The organism is Photorhabdus sp. RM323S (genome assembly GCF_042879375.1).
In the GTDB taxonomy this organism is placed as follows: domain Bacteria; phylum Pseudomonadota; class Gammaproteobacteria; order Enterobacterales; family Enterobacteriaceae; genus Photorhabdus; species Photorhabdus tasmaniensis.
The window spans coordinates 16,804-39,112 of record NZ_JBHFKZ010000005.1; the positions used below are offsets into that span (position 1 = coordinate 16,804).

Sequence of the window (22,309 nt, forward strand, 5' to 3'; positions counted from 1 at the left end):
CGTCGCTTCTCCCGGCTTCGTCCGTCACGACGAACGTTTAGCCATCTGACACTGGTTTCCTGCACAGTTAAATGTCAGTTGCGGCCGGCCACCATAATCATTGATATAGGTCAGTACTGGCGCATTTCCCAAAGCCCCGGCACTCCCACTCAGCGTGGCACTGCTTTTGGGTGCCACCATCAATGGCTTAAAGTCCTCCACCGTTTTTCCCTTAAGCTGACTCGACGCATCCACCACAGTGATGTAATACGGTGTCGGATTGTTCACCTGATATTGATCCCCCTGACGTGTCAGTGTCATCTTCTCCTGCCAAGGGTTATCCAGATCAGTACGACTGGCAAAAATCGCTTTCGGCCGGTAGAACAGCTTTATTCGGGTTTGCAACGCAATTTGCAATGTATTCGGCTTCTTACTGCGCGGTGGAATTTCACGCAAATTAAAATAGAACAGGCTTTCCCGGTCCTGTGGCAGCTGTGCTATTGCTGGCAGTGACTGTATTTTCACCTGGCTCTTTGCCCCGGGCTCCACTCGCTGCACTGGAGGTGTCACCACTAACGGACCATTGATTTTGTTACCCTGCTCATCTTCTATCCAGCCCTGAGCCAAATATGGCAACTCTTTGTTCTGGTTGCTGATATCCATGCTGGTGGATTTATCCTCACCGTTAAACACTATCCGGGTACGATCCAGTGCAATGGCCGCCATTGACTCACTGACCACTGACAAACTCAGGGCGGCGATCGTTACTGCGTTCACTGTTTTCTTCAATTTCATGCTCAATTACTCATTTCTCAGAATATGTCATTTCAGCGTCATTACAGGTCACCGCGATAAGTTCCGGTGACAGCAACAAGGTTTCCACGCTGCCTGTCAGTTGAAGCTATGGCTGCTATTACCGCTGGCCAACTGGCAGAGCAGTAATAACGAGGCCATCTCTTCAACTATGGGTAATTCATGTGGTAGTTCAATCACACACTGCAACTTCCCATCCCAGCGTACATCCAGTTTTTCCCCCGGATTTATCCCGCTCAGATAGGTATTCCCACCATCATTGACGATACCGATCTCCCGTTTATCTTTATTCAACACAGTGGCCCCAAACGGTGGCGTACTACCGTCTGGCAAACGGATCATGCTCATCGCTTTCTCACCGGATATCACCTGAAATTTACGGTAACCAATTGCCCCTTCCGTCAGCGTCGCTTGTTGTACCGACCGTATTGCCTCCACATTGTCCGGCAGTTTATTCAAATCAATACTCGCACTGTTGCGGTAGTAGTTGTTTACATCAGAGATCACTGCCTTACCGAACATATTGGTATGGGTAATCGCACCGAAGCCTTTCACCGGGACGTTCCCTACACCATCGGTATCCACCATCAGACGCGTCGTACCCGGGGTATTGATGCGATGCAGTGCCGCACCTTCTGATGTGACAGTCACCCCACCCTGGACAGCAAGCGCCGCCGAGGTATAACGCCCATCCTGATAACTCGCACTGGTCGTCAGTTGGACAAGATCACCGTAATGGGTTAAATAGCCGTTAGCCGCTGCCTTGCCGTCAATACTGGTGCCCGCCGCTAAACGATAGCTGCTGTTTTCAGTAATCCGGTCGTAATAACCTACTGTATTGGAATTACCTTTGCGGTTAACCATCGCGTTATAACTGATCGTTCCTGAATTCCCCCACGGCAGGGATAACGTCAGATACATACCATCGTCATTTTTACCTTCATATTTATTACGATAAGCGGACAGGTTCAGGTTGATATTCTTAATAGTTCCAATACCGAAATAGCGTGATACCGATATGTTGTAGCGATCATTGTTCGACCGGTTCCAGTAAGTTTGGTGGCTGTAGTTCAGATAAGTACTGACTCCCAAATCTGTGAACTGTTTATTCAACATAATGGTATAAAGTTCTTTATTGCTCTCCGCATCCCCGTCGTGATAACGGCGATCCAAATACTGGCTCATGCTCATGAAGTCACGTTCCGAGAAACGATAACCTGCAAACGTCACTTGACTGTCATATTGCTCAAAACGCTTGGAATAGTTCAGACGATAAGAGCCGCCGGTCAAGGTTTGGCCCTCATCCGGTAAACGGGCACGGGATTCAGTCACATCAAATGACAATGCGCCGAAGGCCATCAGATCACGGCCTACCCCCAACGACAGGGCGTTATAATCTCCAGCCCCCAATAACCCACCATACAGCGACCAACCGTTGTTTATCCCCCAGGAAAATTCGCCCAGCCCAAAGCTGTTCCCCTCACTATGGTGCTGCCAATTGGTTGGCTTACCCGCCGCCAGTTTGTACTGCACCCGGCCCGGACGGGTCAGGTAAGGAATACTCGCGGTATCGACCTGAAATTCCTGTATACCACCATCGTGTTCTTCCACCCGTACATCCAGTTTGCCGCTGACCGCATCATTGATGTCCTGAATACGGAATGGGCCGGGCGCAACCTGGGTCTCATATAACACCCGGCCCTGCTGACGGATGGTCACTCTGGCATTGGTTTTCGCTACGCCAGTCACCTCCGGCGCATAACCACGCAGGTTTGGCGGCAACATATTGTCATCCGTCACCAGACTCGCTCCGGTAAAGCGAAAGCTGTCAAAAATACCTGAATTGAGATAATCCTCACCCAGTGTCAGTTTGGCCTGCCAATGCGGTATTGCCCGGTACATGTAGTAACGGCTCCAATCCCAATTTCTTTCTGTACTCCCTGCCCGACCAGTGGTGTGGTTATACTGTGACTGCCAATCTGCTCGCAGACGCCACGCCCCAAAATTTATCCCGGTTGTGCCGTTGGCGCTGATATTATGATTCTCATTTCCCTTAGCCGGCTTAGATACCTGAGCGTTGACGTTATAATCAAACATCATTCCCAAAATCCCTTCATCCCAACGTGATGGCGGGTCCCAGTCTGATGAGCTGTATTCAAGATAAGCCTGCGGCACACTCAGATATAACGTATTGCTGCCCAAATCGCCGCGCACCATCATTCCTGGCAGCGTTTTAATCTCTAGGCACTGTTTGTTATTCCACCAGGTAATCTTTGATTCCCATTCCGCCCGCAGTCCTAGCTGCTTCACCATCTCTGGCGGCAGACAGGCTACACTGCCCTTGGGATCATCCGGTGGCACCATAAAAGTCACCGGCATCTCCGATAATTCATTTTTATTCAGACGTATCATCATCTGGTAATCCCCCGGCATAATATAACCAGCACGGGAAAACTCTTTTAAATCAATCCGCGAGCGATCCTGAACATCCAATACATCCGTATTAAATTCAATTTCTTCTTCCGCATACGCAACATGAGTACCCATCAAGGCAAACAGGGCCAAAACAGTAAAAGATTTCAGGACACGCCGAACTGAAACCACCCTGTCATGTTCAGCGGTCAAACCAAAAAACAAAGCCATAACATTCTCTGATCGATGATTAATGATAATCCAGCCTGAACCGGACAGTGGTTCGATACTGCCCCACCTGTAATAACTGGTCATTACCCACCAATCGCATCGCATAATTAAGCGTCATATGCCCTTCCTGTAACTCCTTCACAGGTAATGGCGTTCCCGGATAGGCCTGATTGCCGTCTATGTCAGTAATTTGCAACGCGACACCTCGCGCCACACCATACAATCGCAAATTGTTCCCATCTGGTACGCCGTCAAACATCATCTGAAAGTGACGCCGGTCAGGCTTACCCAATGTGGCAGAAGTCAGTACGCAATTAGTCAAGCGAATGGAAAAGGGACGCACAGGTCCCTGTCCATCATGGACCATCCGGCTTACTGGAGTCGTGGCTAACTCAATCGTCTGGTCACGGCTACCTGCGTTAATCGCACAGGCCGAATTAATAATGACGCCTTGCATGCTAACGCGACCATGCCCTTGTGTTCCTCGTGTAGCAGTTGCTTGAGCACCGACAGCAATGCAGGAAAACATTAGCAGGCAGGGCACCACAACAACGGCAGAATATCGGCTCATGACTTCTCTCCGGCTAAACTCATTCAAGACTTTTAATTAAGAAACGCTCGCTTCCCTGTAAGCGTTTCCATGCATGAAAGGGTTATTGATAAGTTAGTTGGAAATTGGCAATACCGGTGAAATCACCCGGAACAACGGCATCAGGCCCTGTATCACCTTGAAGATAAGCAGCGAAGTTCAGATCATTACTACCATCATGCAGTGCTACTGCGGGAGAAGGGGTACCCAGTTTAATCTTATTGCCACCCCCATCGGTGATCGCAATGCCTGCGCCTTTAGCCGATCCTTCAATACCCAGCAGACCCTCACCGCCAGTGATACTGGATTTGGCACCGGTAAACGTCGTCGTCACTGTATTTATCGTTTCAGTCGTGCAGTTTTCTAAAGAAATTTTGAACGACTTAGAAGAAGAACGACCGCCGTTTTTCAAAGAAACGTTAGAGATAGAACCCAATGGTACAACCTGATCAACCGTTTCTGGGGTGATAGAACAAGGTGCATCAATGATAGACCCCGTAAAAGTTACCGTTCCATGACCTTGGCTAGGATTAGCTGCATTGACAGAACCTGCAACTAAAGCCATGCCTAATCCTAGAGCCATAACCAATTTATTCAATTTCATGTGAATTAATTCCTTGAATTTAAGGATAAATACCCATAACCATAAAAAAATAGCAGCGCAGGATCCCCGATCCATGCACCCGATATCCGGCACAAAATAGGGTTTCAAAATTTCGGATTAATATTTTTTAAAACCAAACAAAATGCACCAAACTGTTTTTTTTGGTTAAAAACACTGGTAACAAATAATAATTCGGAGTAAAAATTCAAAATTTCATATAACTTTAAATTAATAATCTGAGTGATTAATTAATATCTGATTGAATTCAGATGAATTGACTGAGTTTTTACAATCTAATTAATATTAGTTACGAGAAATAGTAAAAATTATCCAAGAAAATCTATATATTATAAATAGTTAAATATTGGCAATCTGGAATTACACTAAATTTGACTTAAGCGGTGGTTTTGTAGGAATATATTTACAGTTTGGTGCATTCTGTTTAGTTTCTTTTTATTGTCTAATGATTTCTAAATATATAATTACAAAGTTTACAAGCTGATATTTTCTATTAAAAAATAACTATTTGTGACTATCTGAAAACGGTATTTATAGATTTCGTTACAAATAAATAGAATTATCAGCTAATAATTTTATAGAAGTTCTATTAATTGATATATTCCGGTAGATTAATATTATTTTCTGCCGATAACTATCTGCTCAGATTTCACAGGAACTATTTTCATGAAGAAGCGTAAATTCTTAACAAGACATGAAATTAATGCGATTTTAGAAAAAGCACGTCAAGGTCGTCATGCTGAGAGAGATTACTGCATGATACTCATGTGCTTCATTCATGGGTTTCGAGTCAGTGAGCTATGTAATCTAACCCTATCCGATCTTGATCTTAACTCGGAAATTATTCATGTAAGGCGACTAAAAGGGGGATTATCAACAACACACCCACTGCTTACAGAAGAAATAATTGCTTTAAATCAATGGCTTAATATAAGAAGGCAGTGGAGAGAATCAGATTCATCGTGGGTCTTTTTATCACAAAAATCAGGCGCTATTTCACGTCAGCAAGTTTATGGTTTATTAAAGCGTTATGGCAGACAAGCATTAGTTAATATTTCACCTTACCCACATATGTTAAGACATGCCTGCGGTTATGCTCTCGCTGATCTCGGAAGAGATACACGCCTTATTCAGGATTATCTCGGCCACCGCAATATATCCCATACCGTTATTTACACGGCAAGCAATGTAAAACGGTTCTCCAGAATATGGGAAACACCGTCAAAAGGTCTCGACTAATCTTAATATCTCTTTTTATAAAAAACACTGTAGTATAAGGAATTATTTTTCTTAGCAATAAAAATCCCTTGTCTATGTATTGATGAGGGTTTTTCATTCGATAGAATAATTATTAATATCATAAGATACAGCTTCTTATTTCTTACAATTACGTTTAAATTAAATTTTTCAGAAATAAATATATTGTGTTATTAAATAAAAATATAAAGTTAGCATATATATTTAGATATATAATCTGCTTCAATCATTTGAAGCGTGGATAACTCATCAATTGCAATAGTAACAACTCCCAACAAACGAACCCAAGGAGATGAGCTACTGTATTAAACTGAGCTTAGGAATTGCCACACACCGATAACGCAGAAAAATCGGCTCAAGTCATGGTAATAACAAAATATGGATGAGGGTAAGAGGATTTTTCTCCCTGAATTTTCTTCAAAGAGAAAATCCTCTCGCCCATTCAATTTTACACAACAATAAAATAATCAATAGAATAATTATCACATTAATGATTATTTAACATAATTAACAAATAGACTAATGACTATTTTTCGTCGAAACGAGTTGGGTATCGGCAAAATCTTCATTCAATTCATCATAATCTTTAACTTCATTTTTAAATGTAATAATCTTATCTTGCCCACTACATTGGCTATTAGATATCATATTGCAGTCATCGGGAATATTTTTTTCTTTTATTCCAAGCCATTGAGAAAATAAAGTTAGAAAATGTAATCCACTTCTTTTTGCCGTTATTTCTTCACGATGAAAATAATCGCTTCCGGTAATAAAAAAAGGCACCTGAAAACTCTGTTTATTCTTGTCATTATGTGTCAGATTTTCCTGATCGGTTCCTTCATTAATATGAGAAAGACCGTGATCTGAAAAATATATCATAGTCCATTTTAAATGATTATTATTCGCCTCAGACGTAATTTTAGAAAGAAGCTTATCTGTATTGGCGATACTTTTTATATAACAGGAAATTTCTTTCGATTGTAAAAACAGATCATATTTTCCATTAGTTCTGACGCACGCTTGTGGATGAGACCCCATCAAATGAATAACAATAAGCTTTTTCTTCTTTTCTGACATTAACGCCTTTTTAATATAAGGCATCAATTTATCATCAGGTAAATAAAGCCTGTCATCAGAACTGCCTCTTTTCAGAAAATTAAAACTATCTGCCTGCTGCCCAATTAAAGCAACCGGAGAATCAAAAGCACTCTTCATCCCTTGGTTAGATATCCAATAAGTATAAAATCCCGCTTTTTTGGCTAACGTGATGACACTGTTGTTTAAATTGATAGCATTGTCGTCTTTCAGAGCAAGTGAGTTCGTCAAAGACAGCTGGGTAGATGCCGATGATGAGATATAATTTGTAAATATTTTGCCATTGGCTTTGTCCAGCCACGGCGTATTATTATAAGGAAAGCCATACGCATTCATAAAATCTTTTCTAACACTTTCACCAATTACCATTATATATGTTTCATATTTATCCTCTTCCACCACCGGCTGCCATGAATCCTTTTGTTTTATTATTTCAGCAAATTTCACCCTTTCTGAATTAACTTCATTATAGCTCTCCACCAGATCGCTAAAAAATCTGACTTCAGGTAAACCGGATGCCAATATATTAAAGTCAGGACTGAAATCAGATTTTATATATCCTCTTACCGGTGACCAAAAAGATGACAGTACAAAAAACAGAGATAGAGGTATTATATTGTTTCGCTTCAAAGTCACTTTTAGTTTAAGAGACAAAAACATTAGGATAATGGTTGCCAACGCAACTAAATAGGTAAACAAAGGAAGCCCGCTGATGAATTCAATAGCCTCATTCTTATTAGTATAAATTAAAGATCCTACTGAGTTAATATCAGGGTAACCATAAGTCAATCCTACTGGAGAATAAACCACACCAGTTAACCCAATAGCAAATATGAAGATATAATATATGGAACAACTAAAATTAGATAACAAAATTAGAATTGAAAAAGCACTGAATACATATATAAACTTTAACTGATACCCAAGGCTTAAATGGGCTAAAGTGAGAAAGCTAAATAAGCACACTAAAGTGAAAATTTCTCGATTTTTTTTACTTAACAACATAACTAACTCGTTTCCTTAATCTATAAAGAAAATATACCAAAACTTATAATTTTCTCTTACCAATACGGATGATTTTATAAAATCAAAGTATTGGTAATTGATCAATCTACATCCTGAATACAATCAGTTGTGCTAATATCTTGTTCAGAACATTGAGAGTTAGGATATAATATTTTCAGTAATTGATCAAAAAATTAATACCAGACAGGACTGGTAAAGAATATGCCATTCTTTCAAATGGATTTTCATATATCTTGGTGAAATAAAAAAGAAAAAATTGCAGCGTATTCATCATAAAAAAGCTAAAAAATTCTTGGCTCCTTTTATTACATCATTAGTCATCGAAGAACCAAAACATAACTGCCTGTACGGCAGTTCACTTTACGACATCATGTCTAGTCCATCATGCTATAATGAACATAGCTAAAGAAATTCAACAAAATATTGACAACAGATGGAACACGTTGAAAGAATAATCCGACAACTATTAGGAGATCAGTAGTGAACGAAAAATTCTATCAGTTAAAAATTACTCTCACGGACTCACAACCTGCTATCTGGCGGCAATTTGTTGTTCCAGCCTCTATCTCACTCGATAGGCTGCATGATGTCATACAAATTGTGATGGGATGGCAAGATAGTCATCTGCATGAATTTCATATTGGCAAACTGCGACTAACCGAAATGCCAGAAAGCTCGTCTGATGGAAAGGAAGAGTGCTTATACCGTCTGATTGATTTAATTAAACAAAAAGGGAGATCTTTTAGCTATATCTATGACTTCGGCGATAGCTGGGAACACGAAATTACTCTAGAAAACAGTCATTATCCTGAAAATAATCTTCCGCTTCCTTTTTACTGTCTGGATGGTGCCCGCGCATGTCCCCCGGAAGATACCGGTGGCGTTTATGGTTATGAAAATTTAATCACAATACTGAATGATCCTGACCATGAGGAATATAAAGAAACACTGCAATGGATAAATGGATCGCTTGATTTGCCTGAAAATGAACACTTCAACCCTGAGCAATTTCATCCAAACAATATTAATGCCTTTTTAGCGCTCTATTATCGCTGGTCACGAGACCGCTACCATCAGCTATGGGACCTGGATTAGCCGACTAAATATAGGATAACGCTATCACCAATGAGAAAAGTTTCAGATGAATCACTACCATGGACACTGGTGCTTGATTTGAGTTCATTTTTCTCACGGAATAGGTGATATGTAAATTCAGTATCAAGTGCAGTTTCAGTGGTGTTTTCAGATCAACCCCGGTCAAACTGCACTGGTACTTTACACCGCTAATCATCATGCCTTCCATCGCAATCAGAAAGAAATAGATATCGTCATTCCTCTTATTTAGGCCCCACAATCGCATCCCGAGAACGATTAATGCATGTCCAGAACAATAATAATATTGCTGCAATGAAAATATAATTGGAATAAACCAATGATTGCGGCCAAAGTGCGATACACAGACCATAAACACCTAACAAGAAAGCCCGATCGCTTTTCCCTAAAGGCCCTTTATAACTTCGTACGCCTGTCAGGGTCTGCGCAATAACACCACAAAACTCAGTAGATATGGCCAATATCACAGTAAAAATAACTAACCAAAGCGATGTATTTGCTAAAAGAGCAAAAGGTAAATATAACGCAAAATCAGACACGATATCGCCTATTTCATTTAATACGGCCCCCAATCGGGATTGCTGATTAAATTCTCTTGCCAACATGCCATCAATAGCATTAAGTGCCATACGGAAAAATAGAAAAAGAGGTAAGAGAAGAAAAAGATGTGGATAAGGAAAAAATGCCAGAATTCCACCTACAATCACCGAGGTTATCATTGCACACAACGTCACCTGATTGGCAGTAACACCACGTTGATAAAGACGTATCACCCAAGGTCTTAATAAGTTTTGAAATTTCGGTTTTATGTCATATAACGTCATAATTCACCTATGGTTAAAATTTCTTAAATAATAGTGTATAAATCGCCGATAGCTTTCATTGTTTTTGCTATCATCATTAAAGATAAATCAGATTTATCAAAATACAATGAAAGAGGTGTCATTAGATCAACAAGAAATTTTTATTTCTAACAGGAAACCTGTTAACAATGAAGTACAGTCGATAGCTGTGAAAATATATTTTTTAATTAAAAATTAATATGTTAAATATTTATCTTGGTATTAATTGTGTGAAAAGCAATTGAATTACAGATGATTTTATATCTCGTGGATTATTTTTTCTGTATAGGTTATTATTGTCATTTTCATACTTCATCAGATTTACGATAAAGGAACCCATATGAACGGTGGATGATATGTTCTCTGAATCAGTAGAGATGAACCATAAATGAAGCGATAATTCAATTGACTTCAAATACTGTTCCTCGTGTCTACGGGGATGAATGCAAAAATAAGATAACCTCAGGCGGATTAATACTTATTACCGATGGGATGACTTTCACGCTTGTTGGCGTTCCCCGGTAGAATAATATCCCCGATATTGAATTCAGACTGACGGCTTATCACAACAGGGCTATTTTATTTGCCACCAAAACAAGTTGTGATAAAGATATTTTTTAATTAAAAATCAATATATTGAATATTTTACTTGATGGTTTTTTTGAAAAGCAAGTGAATGTCAGACTGCTTTATATATCGAGGATACCTCTCAGGAAAAGGGATTATTCTTATCATTTTTACACTTCATATGATTGACGATAATTCAATGCATATTGAGTTTGTTAACACTTTCTGACAAATTTATATTTTTGTAAATTTATAAAAAACGCTTGCTATCTGATGAAAGTTTAATAATTATTACTTTAAGTTCCGTCATACGAGCAGCATGAAGGGAATTTCAACTTCTGTTCCCTCTATTCAAAGGGATTAATCGACTGGGATACATTGCTGTTTTCCTGTCGTTCAATTTGTTATTACTCACTGCATAGCGCTGTGCTTTTGTCTGTGGTAATAGGATTTTTGCTACCTTATTTTTAGGGTGGCGAGCTCAATTATTTCCATTCCTGGCGGAATATTTATGCTGAAAAATATCATACGACAAGGGGATAAAACCTCTCATGGCGGCGCTGTTTTAGCGGGTGATGACAGTTTCCAGATTTTGGGTAAGGGGGTGGCACGGATTAACGATCCGGTGTCCTGCCCAAAGTGCGGCGGAGGATTCTGGCAGGCATTCAAATTGGTTGAACGGTTAACAGTCCCCAGTGAGACAACCAAAGAAATATTCAGTGATATCTTAGAGTTGGTAAAAAACAAACGGTTATTTATTTGCGGCCATAGCTTGGGAGGAGCATTAGCATTACTGCACAGTGCACAACTGAAAGAACACAATCCTTGCCTTTACAGCTATGGGATGCCGAGAACATTAACCCGTAGTGCGGTAGAGGAATTGTCTTCCATTATTCACTATCGCCATGTTAATGAAGATGACGTCATTCCTGCTGTGCCCTTTGAGCAGGATATGGATAATGGTTTTTTCCATTACTGGGTGCCAGCGGGGTACGAGTGGGAAGTAATGAAGCTGGTGTCTCCGTCACCGATTGTTAAAGCTATTAAACAAGCGACTGCCAGTCAAGAAATCTATTGGCATCATGGTAAAGTTGTTCATTTTTTTCAAGCCAACAGTTGCCCGGAATGGCTGATTTCCGCCAGGAATCTCTCTCCTATAACAGGCGTGGCTAAAGAAATCTTGAATAACACCACAAAGCTCTATTTAATTCCTGAATTAAACCCGGAAACAGAAAAGGATTTTTCTCTGGCCGGTGAGCAGCAAAATGCGTTGTTTAATCAGCTCAGTCAACAAGAAAAAGATAAACTGTTTGTTGAAAATAGAGGCGCTGATTTAAAAGGGGGATTTGGCTTTTCTAATCATAGCTCGTATAAATATGCCGGTTATATTGATAAGCGTCTCAGAGAGTTATGTGAACCGGATAAGATTACGGTCTATCAGGACAGTCAGTGTCAATTTAAGGCGAAAATGGATAGTGATAAGATGCTTATCCCTGACAACATTTACTGTCGTAATCTCTATTTCCTAGATATGGACAAACAGTTAATAAAATCACTGATCGTAAGCCAGCAGGAAGAACAAGGAACACTGGCCTTACAACATTACTGCGATGGAAAGGAACTTTCAGTATGAAAATAGTGAAAACCACGCTGTTATTATTATTTTTTTATTTTATTTACTGGGCGTTAGGCGATACCTTTTTCAACTGGCTTTTTCCTTTTTCATCTGCTGGAAAAGGGCCGTGGATAACAGTGGAAGGTGTCGCACCGAAATACACAAAACCGCATGTGTCGGCAGAATATATTTCAAAAGATTGTCTTGAATATGAACTTGATGCAGGTATGTCACCTCATAAAGTGCCGACCTATAATGGGCTGCGACTGGATGTAAAAACCGATCCGCAAACCGGTTATTTCCAAGCAAAATTACCTTCCAATGGTGGAGGCTGGTGCAAATGGAAAATTAATCGGGCCTTTGTATTAGTAAGTTATACCGATGTTAGCCATTTGATGAAAAATGCCGAGCCGTATGTGGGGACAGGTTTAACCGCCTTTATCAACGATGCAGCGCGAACAAATTATTCTGAAGCCTCTGAGACTCGTGCATTGAATACGATAGATTTCAGCCCAACTATTTACCCTGTTTTGAAAGTGGTTGAGGGACGCCCAAACAGAATTTTCTTACAGGGTATAGTGGATTCATATCCTTTTAGGCTGAAATTAATTCCAGGGGCGGAATGGAAAATCACCTTTAAACCTAAACTGGATGAAACCAAAATGCCAAAGATCACGGTGACTGACGGGAAGGGAGAATGGGTTGAATATCCAAATGGCCGAATTGACCTCAATCGACAATCAATAGATTACTGGAAAATAACATCATCAAAGCTTCCAGAAAAATAAACGGGGAAATATAGCCTTAACACGCTATACGGATAATACTGTAAGTATTAAGGAAAACTGACCATGATAAATATGAAATGCGATAGTCAGGAACTCCCAGTATGAAAATACTAAAGGTCTCGTTGTTATTGTTATTGCTGTTTTTTATTTATTGGGCGTTTAGTGATACCTTTTTTAACTGGCTTTTCCCCTTTTCATCTACTGGAAAGGGGCCGTGGATAACGGTGGAGGGTGTTGCTCCGAAATACACCGAGCCGTATGTGTCGGCTATGTATAAATCAAAAACTTGTCTTGATTATGAGGTTGATTCGCAGATGTCCCCTCATAAGGTACCGACCTATCACGGATTGAGTCTGGATGTAAAAGCTGATCCCAAAACCGGACATTTTCAGGCGAAATTACCTTTCAATGGTGGAGGCTGGTGTAAATGGAAAATTAACCAAGCCTTTGTATCAGTAAGTTATACCGATGTCAGCCATTTGGTGAAAGATGCTGTTAATGAGGGAGGAGATGGAACCGGTTTAACTGCATTTATCACCAATGCAGCTAAAACAGACGATAAAGAAACGGTAACATTGAATACCTTGGATTATAGACCGGTTATTTACCCTATTTTAGAAATGTCTGAGGGTTTTCCTAAACGCCTATTTGTTCGGGGTGAAGTAGGCACGCGTTTTTTTCAATTGAGATTAACGCCGGGAGCAGAATGGCGAATTATTTATAAGCCCAGGCTGGATGAAACTAAAATACCCAAAATCACTATTACGAACGGGAAAGGTGAGTGGGTTGAATATCCTGACGGGCGAATTGAAACCGGTACCCAAACAGTCGATTTTCGATACATAAAATGACATCACCAAAGCCATATTACTCATTTACCTAAACACCAACACCAGAAATAAGGAGTCCCTATGAACGATGGATTACACTTTCTCTGTCAGATTACCGATTTGCCGGAGAAAACTTTTGCGGTCGCTGAATTCTCTTTACAGGAAGAATTATCCGAACTGTTTACTCTCTCTTTAGTCCTGGTCAGTAAACGGGCCGATATTGATCTGGAGTCACTGTTATTACAATCGGTGAAGTTCCGGGTGATTTTCAACGGCGTTGAACAACGTCAGGTCAGCGGCATTATCGCCCAGGCGGTACTGGGTGACACCCATACTCACCGCACAATTTATCACCTCACCGTCCGGCCTGCGCTCTGGCGGATGACCCTGAATCAGGACAGCCGGATTTATCATCGGCAAAGCGTGCCGGAAATCCTAAAAAGCTTGCTGAAAAAACACTTTATTCTGGCCGATTCCCAACTCAATGAGTTTCATTACACACGCGAATATGTGACGCAAAAACGCGAGTCCGATTATGACTTTTTCGCCCGGTTAGTCGCCGAAGAAGGACTGAATTTCTGGTTTGAAGACGACAAACTGTTTTTCAGTGACTGCCATTTAGGCATGACGGCCAATTTACCGCTGGTTTACAATCCTCAGGTACAAGTCGCCACTGAAATGAATGTGATCAACCAAGTGCGTCTGGGCGTCTCTATGACCCCGCAACGGGTGATCTATAAAGACCGAAATCCGCAAAACCCCGCTTACCGCCTGACACACCGGGCCAATGTCGATCCCCGTGTAGAGGGGCAAGAAACCCTGTTCGCGATCTTTGAAAGCTACGGCCGTTTTCAGAAAGACGCGGAGGCGAAACCGTTTGTCCAGCGTCGTCAGCAGGCCGTTCAGAATCAACGTCAGGAAGGCAGCGGGCAAAGCAACTGTTTTAAACTGATGCCCGGTAAAATCTTTGACCTCAGTGAACATCCGGTTGATACCATGAACACCCGCTGGCAAATCGTGACCATTCATCATTACGGCAAGTGCCCGCAGGCGCTGGAAGAAACCCGTGTCGGATCAGGAAGTTATCTGCATAATGAATTCAGTTTTATTTCCGGTTATAAGGACTGGCGAGCGCTATATCGCTACAAACCACTGGCAGATGGTGATGAAGTGGCTACCGTGGTGGGCCCGGCAGGGGAAGAGATTTATGTCAATGAAGACGGCTGTATCCGCATCCATTTTCACTGGGATCGTTATGATAAGGCCGATGAAAACGCCTCTTGTTGGGTACGGTTCGCACAAGGCTGGAATGGCAGCGGTTACGGTTTTATGGCGGTTCCCCGTATCGGTCAGGAAGTGATCGTCTCTTATCTGAACGGCGATATCGATCGGCCGATTGTCACCGGTTGCACCTACAACGGCTTGAACCGGCCACCGCTGGATTTACCCGCCGAGAAAACCCGCACCACGTTTAAAACTCGGACCCACAAAGGTGACGGTTTTAATGAATTGCGGTTTGAGGATGCCAAAGACCAGGAAGAGATTTACCTGCACGGGCAGAGAGATCTGACCGCCCATATTCAGCATGATGCTTACGGGCATATTAAACACGACCATAAACAGCGGATCGACAATAACCGTTACAGTGAAATCCGCGCTGATGACCACCGGAAAATCGCCGGCTCCGGTAAATACAGTACCGATGGGGATGTATCGCACCGTATCACCGGCAGTCAGCATTTACAGGCCGGGGAAGCGTTGGTCGCTGAAAGCGGTCAGGAAACGCACCTGAAAAGCGGCGGTAAAATCGTACTGGAAGCGGCGTCAGAAATCACCTTAAAAGTCGGCGGCCATTTTATTCGGTTAACTCCTGGCGGTATTCTGACTTCCCCAAATTTATCCGTCGGGCAAGGCTCTGCCGGTGCCGGGCGTGGCTTGTCTCTGCAATTGCCAGAGGGTGTTGCGCCTCTGCCGGGTGTTAAATTTCCAGCCAAACCGCTTTGTGCTGTGCAGGCTCAACTGGAAGCTAGTTTGATTATCGATAATCAGGAGGATGCATGAACATTTCTATTAATTGGCAACAGTGGCTGACAGCGCCTAATAGGCCACCCGTTTTCTTTATACTCAATTCACTGGCAAAGCCGGATCCTGTCACTCTCTTTTACAAAAACGACTGGGTAGAACAGGCTTTTCCGCTATACAGCGGGACACCGATGGATCACCTGCTGGCGCAAAGCCCCTGGCTGGTTCAGCCTAAGTCAAGCTGTCTGTCAGTCATCGGTCATCTGCTTGATAGCAAAACCCTGAGCGATAACAGTTGGGGCTGGGCTTATCGCAGTGAGGATTTATGGCCCCAACAGCTTAATCACTGGCGTTCACGCCAACAGGTGATATTGCAAGAGAGGCAAGTGATTTTGCGCAGTATGGATGCGCGTATTTTCAGTCAGTTATTACCGGCAATGATAATTAGCGATTGGTCAGGATTTCTGACACCAGTGAGTGAATTAATGATCGACGCACCTGAGCCACAGATTTATTCCCGTCCTGAAAATTGTGGTCACGGTGGCAGTGAACAACCCTTCGTTCTGGGTAGTCATTTACTGCATGCCTGGCATCATTCCGATTATGCCCTGAAAGGGAAGGTATTTGTGATCAGTAGTGATTTATGGGAAAACCACGGTAAGCTGGCAATAAAGCTGGATAAGCCACGAGGGAAATTACAGGAACAGATTACTCATTGGCTGAAAACACATTTAGAAAACGGCGATGACATCAGCAGCCTGACCTGTGAGGATTATTTGCAGGTACTCAATGAACAACATACAGCCACTCTATCCCCGTAAGCACGGGGAATACTTCATATTGATTATCTGTATCTTTTCTATTATCGGTTTATCCCCGTAAGTACGGGGAACCGTTTCACTCTGTTACTACCACAAAACCTGAATCTGGTTAATCCCCGTAGACACGGGGAATTCTGGTACTATTGCGGGAATTTTCCTCCCCGATGACGGTCCATCCCCTCAAGTTACGGGGGAACACAGTTACAACAGACGAAGAGGGCTCTGTATTTAGCGGTTTATCCCCATATAAACAGGGAACACGTATGTTTCCGCTAACTCAATCGCTAACTGTTCGGTTTATCCCAGTAAATACAGGGAACCTTTTTCCAAGCCAGATATACAACAGTATCAGTTCGGTTCATCCCCGTACACAGGGAGAATTTTTTTAACTGCTTTTTACATGTTAAAGCAATTTATCCCCGCAGAGACAGGGAACACAGGTAAAGCTAACCATCAGTGCCATTCTTATACGGGTTATCCCCGATGGTACAGGGAACTCATTCCTGGCTTTATGCTATTAGGAGCACTGCTAGGTTCATCCCCGTAATTACAGGGAACTTTTAGTAAATTTACTAAGGCATCACTCATGACGCGGTTTATCCCCGCCAATATAGGGAACATGTAAATTCGCTCATTGATAAGATTTATCGAGTTTGGTTCATCCCCGTAGAGACAAGGAACATTCACCAACACGGTCTCTTATTGGTTAATTATAGCGTTTTATCCCATAAAGCAAAGGGAGTATATTCTTCCTGGTGCAAATGTATACCAAAATCCGGGTTTATCCCCACAGATGTGAGGAACACAGTAATTATTTTATCAGTACTTTTTAGAGTAGCGACTGCACCCAACGCGATAGGATATCGCAGCACGAATACATTAGTTAGTCATCTTGCCTTTTACTCTGCTAACTCGAACTCCTAATAACACAAATGAACCATCTTCAACAATCAAAATACCCTTAAGGCGACTATATCGATCCCCAACAGAAATAAATTTAAATGAAGTCAATGCCATTATACTGTTCTGATTAACATCAATCCGCACCCCATAGCCTTAGAACGACCAAAACCTTTTATATATTGTGCCAAGAATAAATCACCATTGGTAATCGTCAGAAGTCCCTGGAAATCGACACTGGAGAATTGGATTTTTTGTCCCTTCCTTTTTACGCTTCGATGCTGAGTATAACCTTCAATATTCAGTAAATCATCAAACTGAATACCCCATTGCTGCATACGACGATTATCCAAGAGCCAATTACGGGCAGCATCCTCCATCATGGTCTTTATTTTTCCCTGTTCAGTTTCACCTTGCCGTCTTGCCTGAAACTTGGCATGCATTAAGACGTCATGACGCCGGCGTTTTCCAGAAGGATCGGTAACACAGATTGTTGGATTAACACGTAATTTGAAAGCTAAACGCTGTCCCTCATACAATAGAGGGTAAAATGATTTCGTTTCAACATCAAATAACGGTGACTGCGTTTGAGGTGATGTTTTAGATAAAGCATAGAATACAGGTAATCCCATTATTCCGATTTCTTGCCGGAATAGAAATTGACGCTGTACGTCTTCAGAAAATAATTTCCATAGCAATTGATGAGAGGTATAAACTCCATTTGCACCAAGTTTCGCCAATATATTTGCTGTCTGTCCTGATTGCCGAAGTGTAATTTTAGACAAATACATTAACATCCTCCCCGATAGAAAGTTGATACATGGTACGTTGCCTGAATTGCCAACGCCCCCGGTTGATCGGTTCATCCCAAGGATGGCTTATTAAGATATTTGAAGCGATAATTTCATCTTTTTTTCCTTCCCAAAAATAAGTAACAAGACCATTTGCTCCCAGCCATAACTTATCTTCCTTGTCAGAATGAATCAGTGGTGGAAAAGAGATATCCAACGCCGATTTTAATGTCGATCTCCCTGTTAATTTAGGGCAGAGAGGTAAAGCAGGTGGACAAGATTTACGTCCAAGATGCAAGACAAATACCGGTTTAAGTAAAGCATCCCGTAATTGTTCCAGCGTAAAAGCAGCTCGCCGGGTTAATGCAATGGCAACGATCCAAATACCATCACAGCGATAGTCACGATTAGATAATATGGTATTCAGTTTATCTGAACTTAATTCACTTTTACGGCTCTGGTGAATCACATTATTCTCGTGCGTTGGTACCTGCGTCGTATGGTAATCACGCATTAAAGAACTGGGAACAATTTGCTTAATTGCAATCAACACACTTTTTTGTAATTTTGCTAATTCAGACTCATTATCTCGTCGAATGCCTAACGCGGCCCCTAATAACCCCAAAATCGCAGATCGGCCAGGATATGATCCCGTTGGCCTTTCCCCGCCAACCGCAGGTTGGCCCCAACTTGCCATTGGGCCATATAATCGAAAGACTAAATATGCTTTCATTCTGCCCCCATTACTGCGTAATAAACTCAAGCAGCTCTGTCAAACTTCCTTCCCCTGTGAATGTGTTGAATTTATAGCGGGCATCGGCACATGCACCGTAAACCTGATCAATATTGTGCATTTGGTTTTCTAATGCATGAATTGCCGATGGGCCTTGGTCACGGTCATGAATCGGTTTTAAAAATGCGACAGATAAAGAACGTGGTTGTTGTTCGCCTTTTTCAGCGAGAGCAAAACTGGCATAAGCACGAGAAGCAAAACTACTTTGTTTACCCGTCGGTGAGACTTTCACCGCCGCTTCTGTCAATGCTTTAATTGCTTTATTAGCAAGCGCTTTATTACCATCCAAATTCTCTATTAATTGCGTTTTATTAATGCAGATATAACTGTAGAACAACGCTGCCGCAAAACCCGATTCTCCTATATGGGCCGAACCGGTGTCTTCCTTACCATCATTTAAATCATCCACCGCCGTAAAATAATCATCTTCAACGACAACACTGTGCACACTAATCGCATGAGCAACCTGGCAAGCGGCTTCGACGTTAAATGCAGGGCTTGAAGCTAACATTCGACCAAACAACGCAATATCCACAGCGGTTTGTTCAGCTTTTAATAAATTAAGCTCTTCCGATGTTGGTGCCCGGCCTTCTTCTGCCAGCACCGCGACCAGCGACATGACAGACCGCTGCTCTGCCGGGCTGATATGTGCTAATTGTTCAGTCTCTAAAGCATCTTTTTTAGTTTTGCCAAAAACACCGGCAATATTTGCCGCCAATGCCTTAGCTGATTTTTCTTTCACGCCGGCACTGATCAAAGCTTCAAATACCTTGATACCAAAGCGCTTTGTGCGAATACCAATATTCTCTGATAACGCTTGTTCAAATAATTCAGAAGTACGCCAGTGGCGTTTCAAACTTTGAGAACTCACACGTAAACGTTCAAAACCACCCATTTTCGCTGTTTTAGGCCGGCCTAAATCATCACGATTAAGATTGGATGGTGCATAGGAGGTTAATAGGTGTAACTGAATAAACTGACTCATAGTCATTCTCCTAAATTTAATTAATAAGAATCTGATAAATCAACCCATTTACTACTGGCCGCACAGTAATATTCCATCACCCACTTTACATTGATACGCTTATCTGCTTTACACGGTCGTAATTGTCCATATTCAGCAAACCACTCTTCAATATCCTGAGCTAAAGCCAGAACAGAAACATTGCCTTTTACTTGCTGTAGGATCCGACGTAATCGATGTAATAACTCGTTCGGTGTTTTCGCATTTTGTAATTGTGAAAAGCGCAATTCACTGACAATCGGTTTATTCCCACCTCCTTTCTTACCCGCCGCTACTGCCAATTTAATACCATTGTTGTTTCTGATATAAACTAATACCGCTGCCATCGTGGCCCAATATTCTATTTTTACCGGATTATCAGATAAGCTAATTTCGTCAGGTAAACTGAGCCATAAAGCCCGAAAACCTTCAGTTAACATCGCCATCTCAACATTTTCACAGCGCTTTAACTGGGCTTTATAAGTAGAGGGATATGGAATAATATCCTTCTCTTTTAACTGTTTTGGTGACAGAGACATACTTTGCCACCAACGCAATAATATAATTTCAGTTTTACTGTTCATTACACCTCCTCTTTGCCAGAATTAATGTGATTATTGGTAATAAATGTTTTGATCTCTCTTAAGGCTTTTTGCCCATATAACCCCATGATTAAGTGCTGACGCGCTTTTATACGTTTCGCCATTGAACGCTCATTACCAAGTTCAGATAAAGCAGCATGTTCATCAAATAAATCCAGACAGAGATGACGCAAGGTATTGAGCCAATGTTTGGCCTGTTCCGGGGTAAGAAAAGGATCATTTGAACGTGCATTGTCGATAAGTTGATGAACCACTGAAAAAAATAATGATTCACTTTGTTGCCAAAAAGCAAGGTCAATAAAAGAAGTATCTCCTTTCACCTCTGCGGGCTTTTCAAACCAGGCCGCTTTTATTTGGTTTCGGCATAACCAAATTATCGTGGTTGCCAGCTTTTGTAGATCTTTAACTTGACACAGAATATCTTCCTGCTGCTCAGGTAAGACAAAAAACAGCGGCATGATAACGGAATACCAGCAACGTGCTTTCATATTATCCATATCGTAGCCAAACACCCACAAATAAGGCATGGCACTTTGAAGTTCAGCAAAATCACGACATAAAGAATAAAAATGGCTCACTACCGGCGCACAGCGTTGCCCTTTTTCATGATTGCTAAATACCAAAGTATCCCACGTTTTGTAGGTCACGCCTCCTGGCTGACCTTTAACAGATAAATGTTCTGCTGATTTCTTGGGGTCCCATTTATAGGGCGTTAATGGATGAAACCAATCACCTGAATAATTGCCACCATAATTCTGTGTGCGATATTCAGAAACAGTTAATGCAGAATGCTTGCCTAAAATTTTACAAATTTGTTCCTTCTCTTCCATCACAAGACGTATACGTCTTGGCATTGCCCAATACATATGCAAAGGATGAACATCTGAAAAATAAATTTCTGTCCCTTCCTTAACACTTGCTTTTGTTGGCGCTAACCAGGGAAAAACCTGAGCACTGGTTAAATCAGGTTCTGAATAACGCCATTCATTTCGGTTAATGACGTTTAACCACAGTTTTTGCCATAGTGTCGCGTCAGCCTGGCCCGGCAGCACTAATGTGGTTAGTGGCCCTCCCCCCCGCAACCCGACCCGGTGCCCCACACCACCTGATGGCGCGTTAATTTGTAAAGTAAAAAGCGCCAAAGCGGCCATTTCAAGAGACATCACATCACCAATGCCTCGTTTAATGAAATGATCCGTATTCAGCCTTAAACCATTGGCTCCTGGTGCTTCAATTAACAGTCCAGCGACAGTGGTTGATTTTACCTTTTGCAGAGGATCAAAATCCTGCATAAAAAGGGGCCCTGTACCGGTAATATTGAAAGCATGTTCAGCTTTAGCAAAAGCTTGTTGTAATGTTTTCTTATCAGGCGATGTTTCATACAGAGAATGCCATTGATATTGATCTTCCGGCGCAAAAACCGTTTGCAATAAGCCAATAGCAAATTGACAAGCCGCCCCCTGAAAATCAGCTCTTGGTAAAGCAAAGTCCATAACATCATGGTCACATATTGCATTAATGGACAGTATTTTTTCACTACCATCACGTAATCGGAAAGGCAACCACGGGTCCTGAACTAAGTTCATAACACCTCCTGC

18 protein-coding genes are annotated in these 22,309 nt (G+C 41.8%); 7 read left to right on the forward strand and 11 right to left on the reverse strand.

All coding sequences use genetic code 11. The features are described 5' to 3' along the window. Positions 1–24: 24 nt before the first annotated feature. The 4 genes from ACGF7G_RS03760 to ACGF7G_RS03775 all read right to left on the reverse strand — a co-directional run bounded on the left by ACGF7G_RS03760 (position 25) and on the right by ACGF7G_RS03775 (position 4,628). The gene (locus ACGF7G_RS03760) at positions 25–774 is read right to left on the reverse strand and encodes a fimbria/pilus periplasmic chaperone (RefSeq protein WP_387463624.1); all 750 of its coding nucleotides are present in this window, start codon (positions 772–774) and stop codon (positions 25–27) included. Between the two features lie 96 nt (positions 775–870). After that, the gene (locus ACGF7G_RS03765; protein WP_387463625.1) at positions 871–3,435 is read right to left on the reverse strand and encodes an outer membrane usher protein; all 2,565 of its coding nucleotides are present in this window, start codon (positions 3,433–3,435) and stop codon (positions 871–873) included. Positions 3,436–3,454: 19 nt separating this feature from the next. Continuing rightward, positions 3,455–4,006, reverse strand: coding sequence for a fimbrial protein (locus ACGF7G_RS03770; RefSeq protein WP_387463626.1), 552 nt, complete (start codon positions 4,004–4,006; stop codon positions 3,455–3,457). An 82-nt stretch (positions 4,007–4,088) separates the two neighbouring features. After that, positions 4,089–4,628: a fimbrial protein gene (locus ACGF7G_RS03775; protein ID WP_133813412.1), complete on the reverse strand. Its 540-nt coding sequence runs from the start codon at positions 4,626–4,628 to the stop codon at positions 4,089–4,091. Between the two features lie 684 nt (positions 4,629–5,312). On the opposite strand from ACGF7G_RS03775, the gene ACGF7G_RS03780 reads away from it, so the two are divergent. Then, positions 5,313–5,885, forward strand: a complete 573-nt coding sequence (locus ACGF7G_RS03780) for a tyrosine-type DNA invertase (RefSeq protein ID WP_387463627.1) — start codon at positions 5,313–5,315, stop codon at positions 5,883–5,885. 537 nt (positions 5,886–6,422) lie between these two features. Here ACGF7G_RS03780 and ACGF7G_RS03785 read toward each other — a convergent pair. Further along, on the reverse strand, positions 6,423–8,003 hold the full coding sequence (locus ACGF7G_RS03785) for a phosphoethanolamine transferase (protein WP_387463628.1): 1,581 nt from the start codon (positions 8,001–8,003) through the stop codon (positions 6,423–6,425). Positions 8,004–8,504: 501 nt separating this feature from the next. On the opposite strand from ACGF7G_RS03785, the gene ACGF7G_RS03790 reads away from it, so the two are divergent. After that, the gene (locus tag ACGF7G_RS03790) at positions 8,505–9,119 is read left to right on the forward strand and encodes a plasmid pRiA4b ORF-3 family protein (protein WP_387463629.1); all 615 of its coding nucleotides are present in this window, start codon (positions 8,505–8,507) and stop codon (positions 9,117–9,119) included. Between the two features lie 242 nt (positions 9,120–9,361). Here the strand turns inward: ACGF7G_RS03790 and ACGF7G_RS03795 are convergent, their stop codons facing one another. Beyond that, positions 9,362–9,961: a CDP-alcohol phosphatidyltransferase family protein gene (locus ACGF7G_RS03795; RefSeq protein WP_387463631.1), complete on the reverse strand. Its 600-nt coding sequence runs from the start codon at positions 9,959–9,961 to the stop codon at positions 9,362–9,364. A 1,096-nt stretch (positions 9,962–11,057) separates the two neighbouring features. Here ACGF7G_RS03795 and ACGF7G_RS03800 point away from each other — a divergent pair. From ACGF7G_RS03800 to ACGF7G_RS03820, 5 genes are all read left to right on the forward strand, one after another. Continuing rightward, positions 11,058–12,179: a PAAR domain-containing protein gene (locus ACGF7G_RS03800; protein ID WP_387463632.1), complete on the forward strand. Its 1,122-nt coding sequence runs from the start codon at positions 11,058–11,060 to the stop codon at positions 12,177–12,179. Continuing rightward, entirely contained in the window at positions 12,176–12,949 is a 774-nt protein-coding gene (locus ACGF7G_RS03805) for a hypothetical protein (RefSeq protein WP_387463633.1), read from the forward strand. The genes ACGF7G_RS03800 and ACGF7G_RS03805 overlap by 4 nt, the downstream gene beginning before the upstream one ends. 101 nt (positions 12,950–13,050) lie before the next feature. Beyond that, positions 13,051–13,800, forward strand: a complete 750-nt coding sequence (locus ACGF7G_RS03810) for a hypothetical protein (protein ID WP_387463635.1) — start codon at positions 13,051–13,053, stop codon at positions 13,798–13,800. Between the two features lie 60 nt (positions 13,801–13,860). Next, entirely contained in the window at positions 13,861–15,840 is a 1,980-nt protein-coding gene (locus ACGF7G_RS03815; RefSeq protein WP_387463637.1) for a type VI secretion system Vgr family protein, read from the forward strand. Next, on the forward strand, positions 15,837–16,622 hold the full coding sequence (locus ACGF7G_RS03820; protein ID WP_387463639.1) for a DUF4123 domain-containing protein: 786 nt from the start codon (positions 15,837–15,839) through the stop codon (positions 16,620–16,622). Before ACGF7G_RS03815 ends, ACGF7G_RS03820 begins: the two co-directional genes overlap by 4 nt. Before the next feature lie 1,016 nt (positions 16,623–17,638). Here the strand turns inward: ACGF7G_RS03820 and cas6e are convergent. Genes cas6e through casA form a run of 5 tightly spaced genes read right to left on the reverse strand, consistent with a single transcriptional unit; the run spans position 17,639 to position 22,297 of the window. Continuing rightward, positions 17,639–18,313 carry a type I-E CRISPR-associated protein Cas6/Cse3/CasE gene (cas6e, locus tag ACGF7G_RS03825; protein WP_387463641.1) on the reverse strand — a complete coding sequence of 225 codons (675 nt, stop codon included), beginning with the start codon at positions 18,311–18,313 and terminating at the stop codon, positions 17,639–17,641. Beyond that, the gene (cas5e, locus tag ACGF7G_RS03830; RefSeq protein ID WP_387463643.1) at positions 18,300–19,046 is read right to left on the reverse strand and encodes a type I-E CRISPR-associated protein Cas5/CasD; all 747 of its coding nucleotides are present in this window, start codon (positions 19,044–19,046) and stop codon (positions 18,300–18,302) included. The genes cas6e and cas5e overlap by 14 nt, the downstream gene beginning before the upstream one ends. Positions 19,047–19,056: 10 nt before the next feature. Then, positions 19,057–20,091, reverse strand: coding sequence for a type I-E CRISPR-associated protein Cas7/Cse4/CasC (cas7e, locus tag ACGF7G_RS03835; RefSeq protein ID WP_387463645.1), 1,035 nt, complete (start codon positions 20,089–20,091; stop codon positions 19,057–19,059). A 20-nt stretch (positions 20,092–20,111) separates the two neighbouring features. Then, positions 20,112–20,693 (reverse strand): type I-E CRISPR-associated protein Cse2/CasB, encoded by a 582-nt coding sequence (gene casB / locus ACGF7G_RS03840; protein WP_387463646.1) that lies wholly within the window; start codon positions 20,691–20,693, stop codon positions 20,112–20,114. Next, positions 20,693–22,297 carry a type I-E CRISPR-associated protein Cse1/CasA gene (casA, locus tag ACGF7G_RS03845; RefSeq protein WP_387463648.1) on the reverse strand — a complete coding sequence of 535 codons (1,605 nt, stop codon included), beginning with the start codon at positions 22,295–22,297 and terminating at the stop codon, positions 20,693–20,695. Before casA ends, casB begins: the two co-directional genes overlap by 1 nt. Positions 22,298–22,309 lie beyond the last annotated feature (12 nt).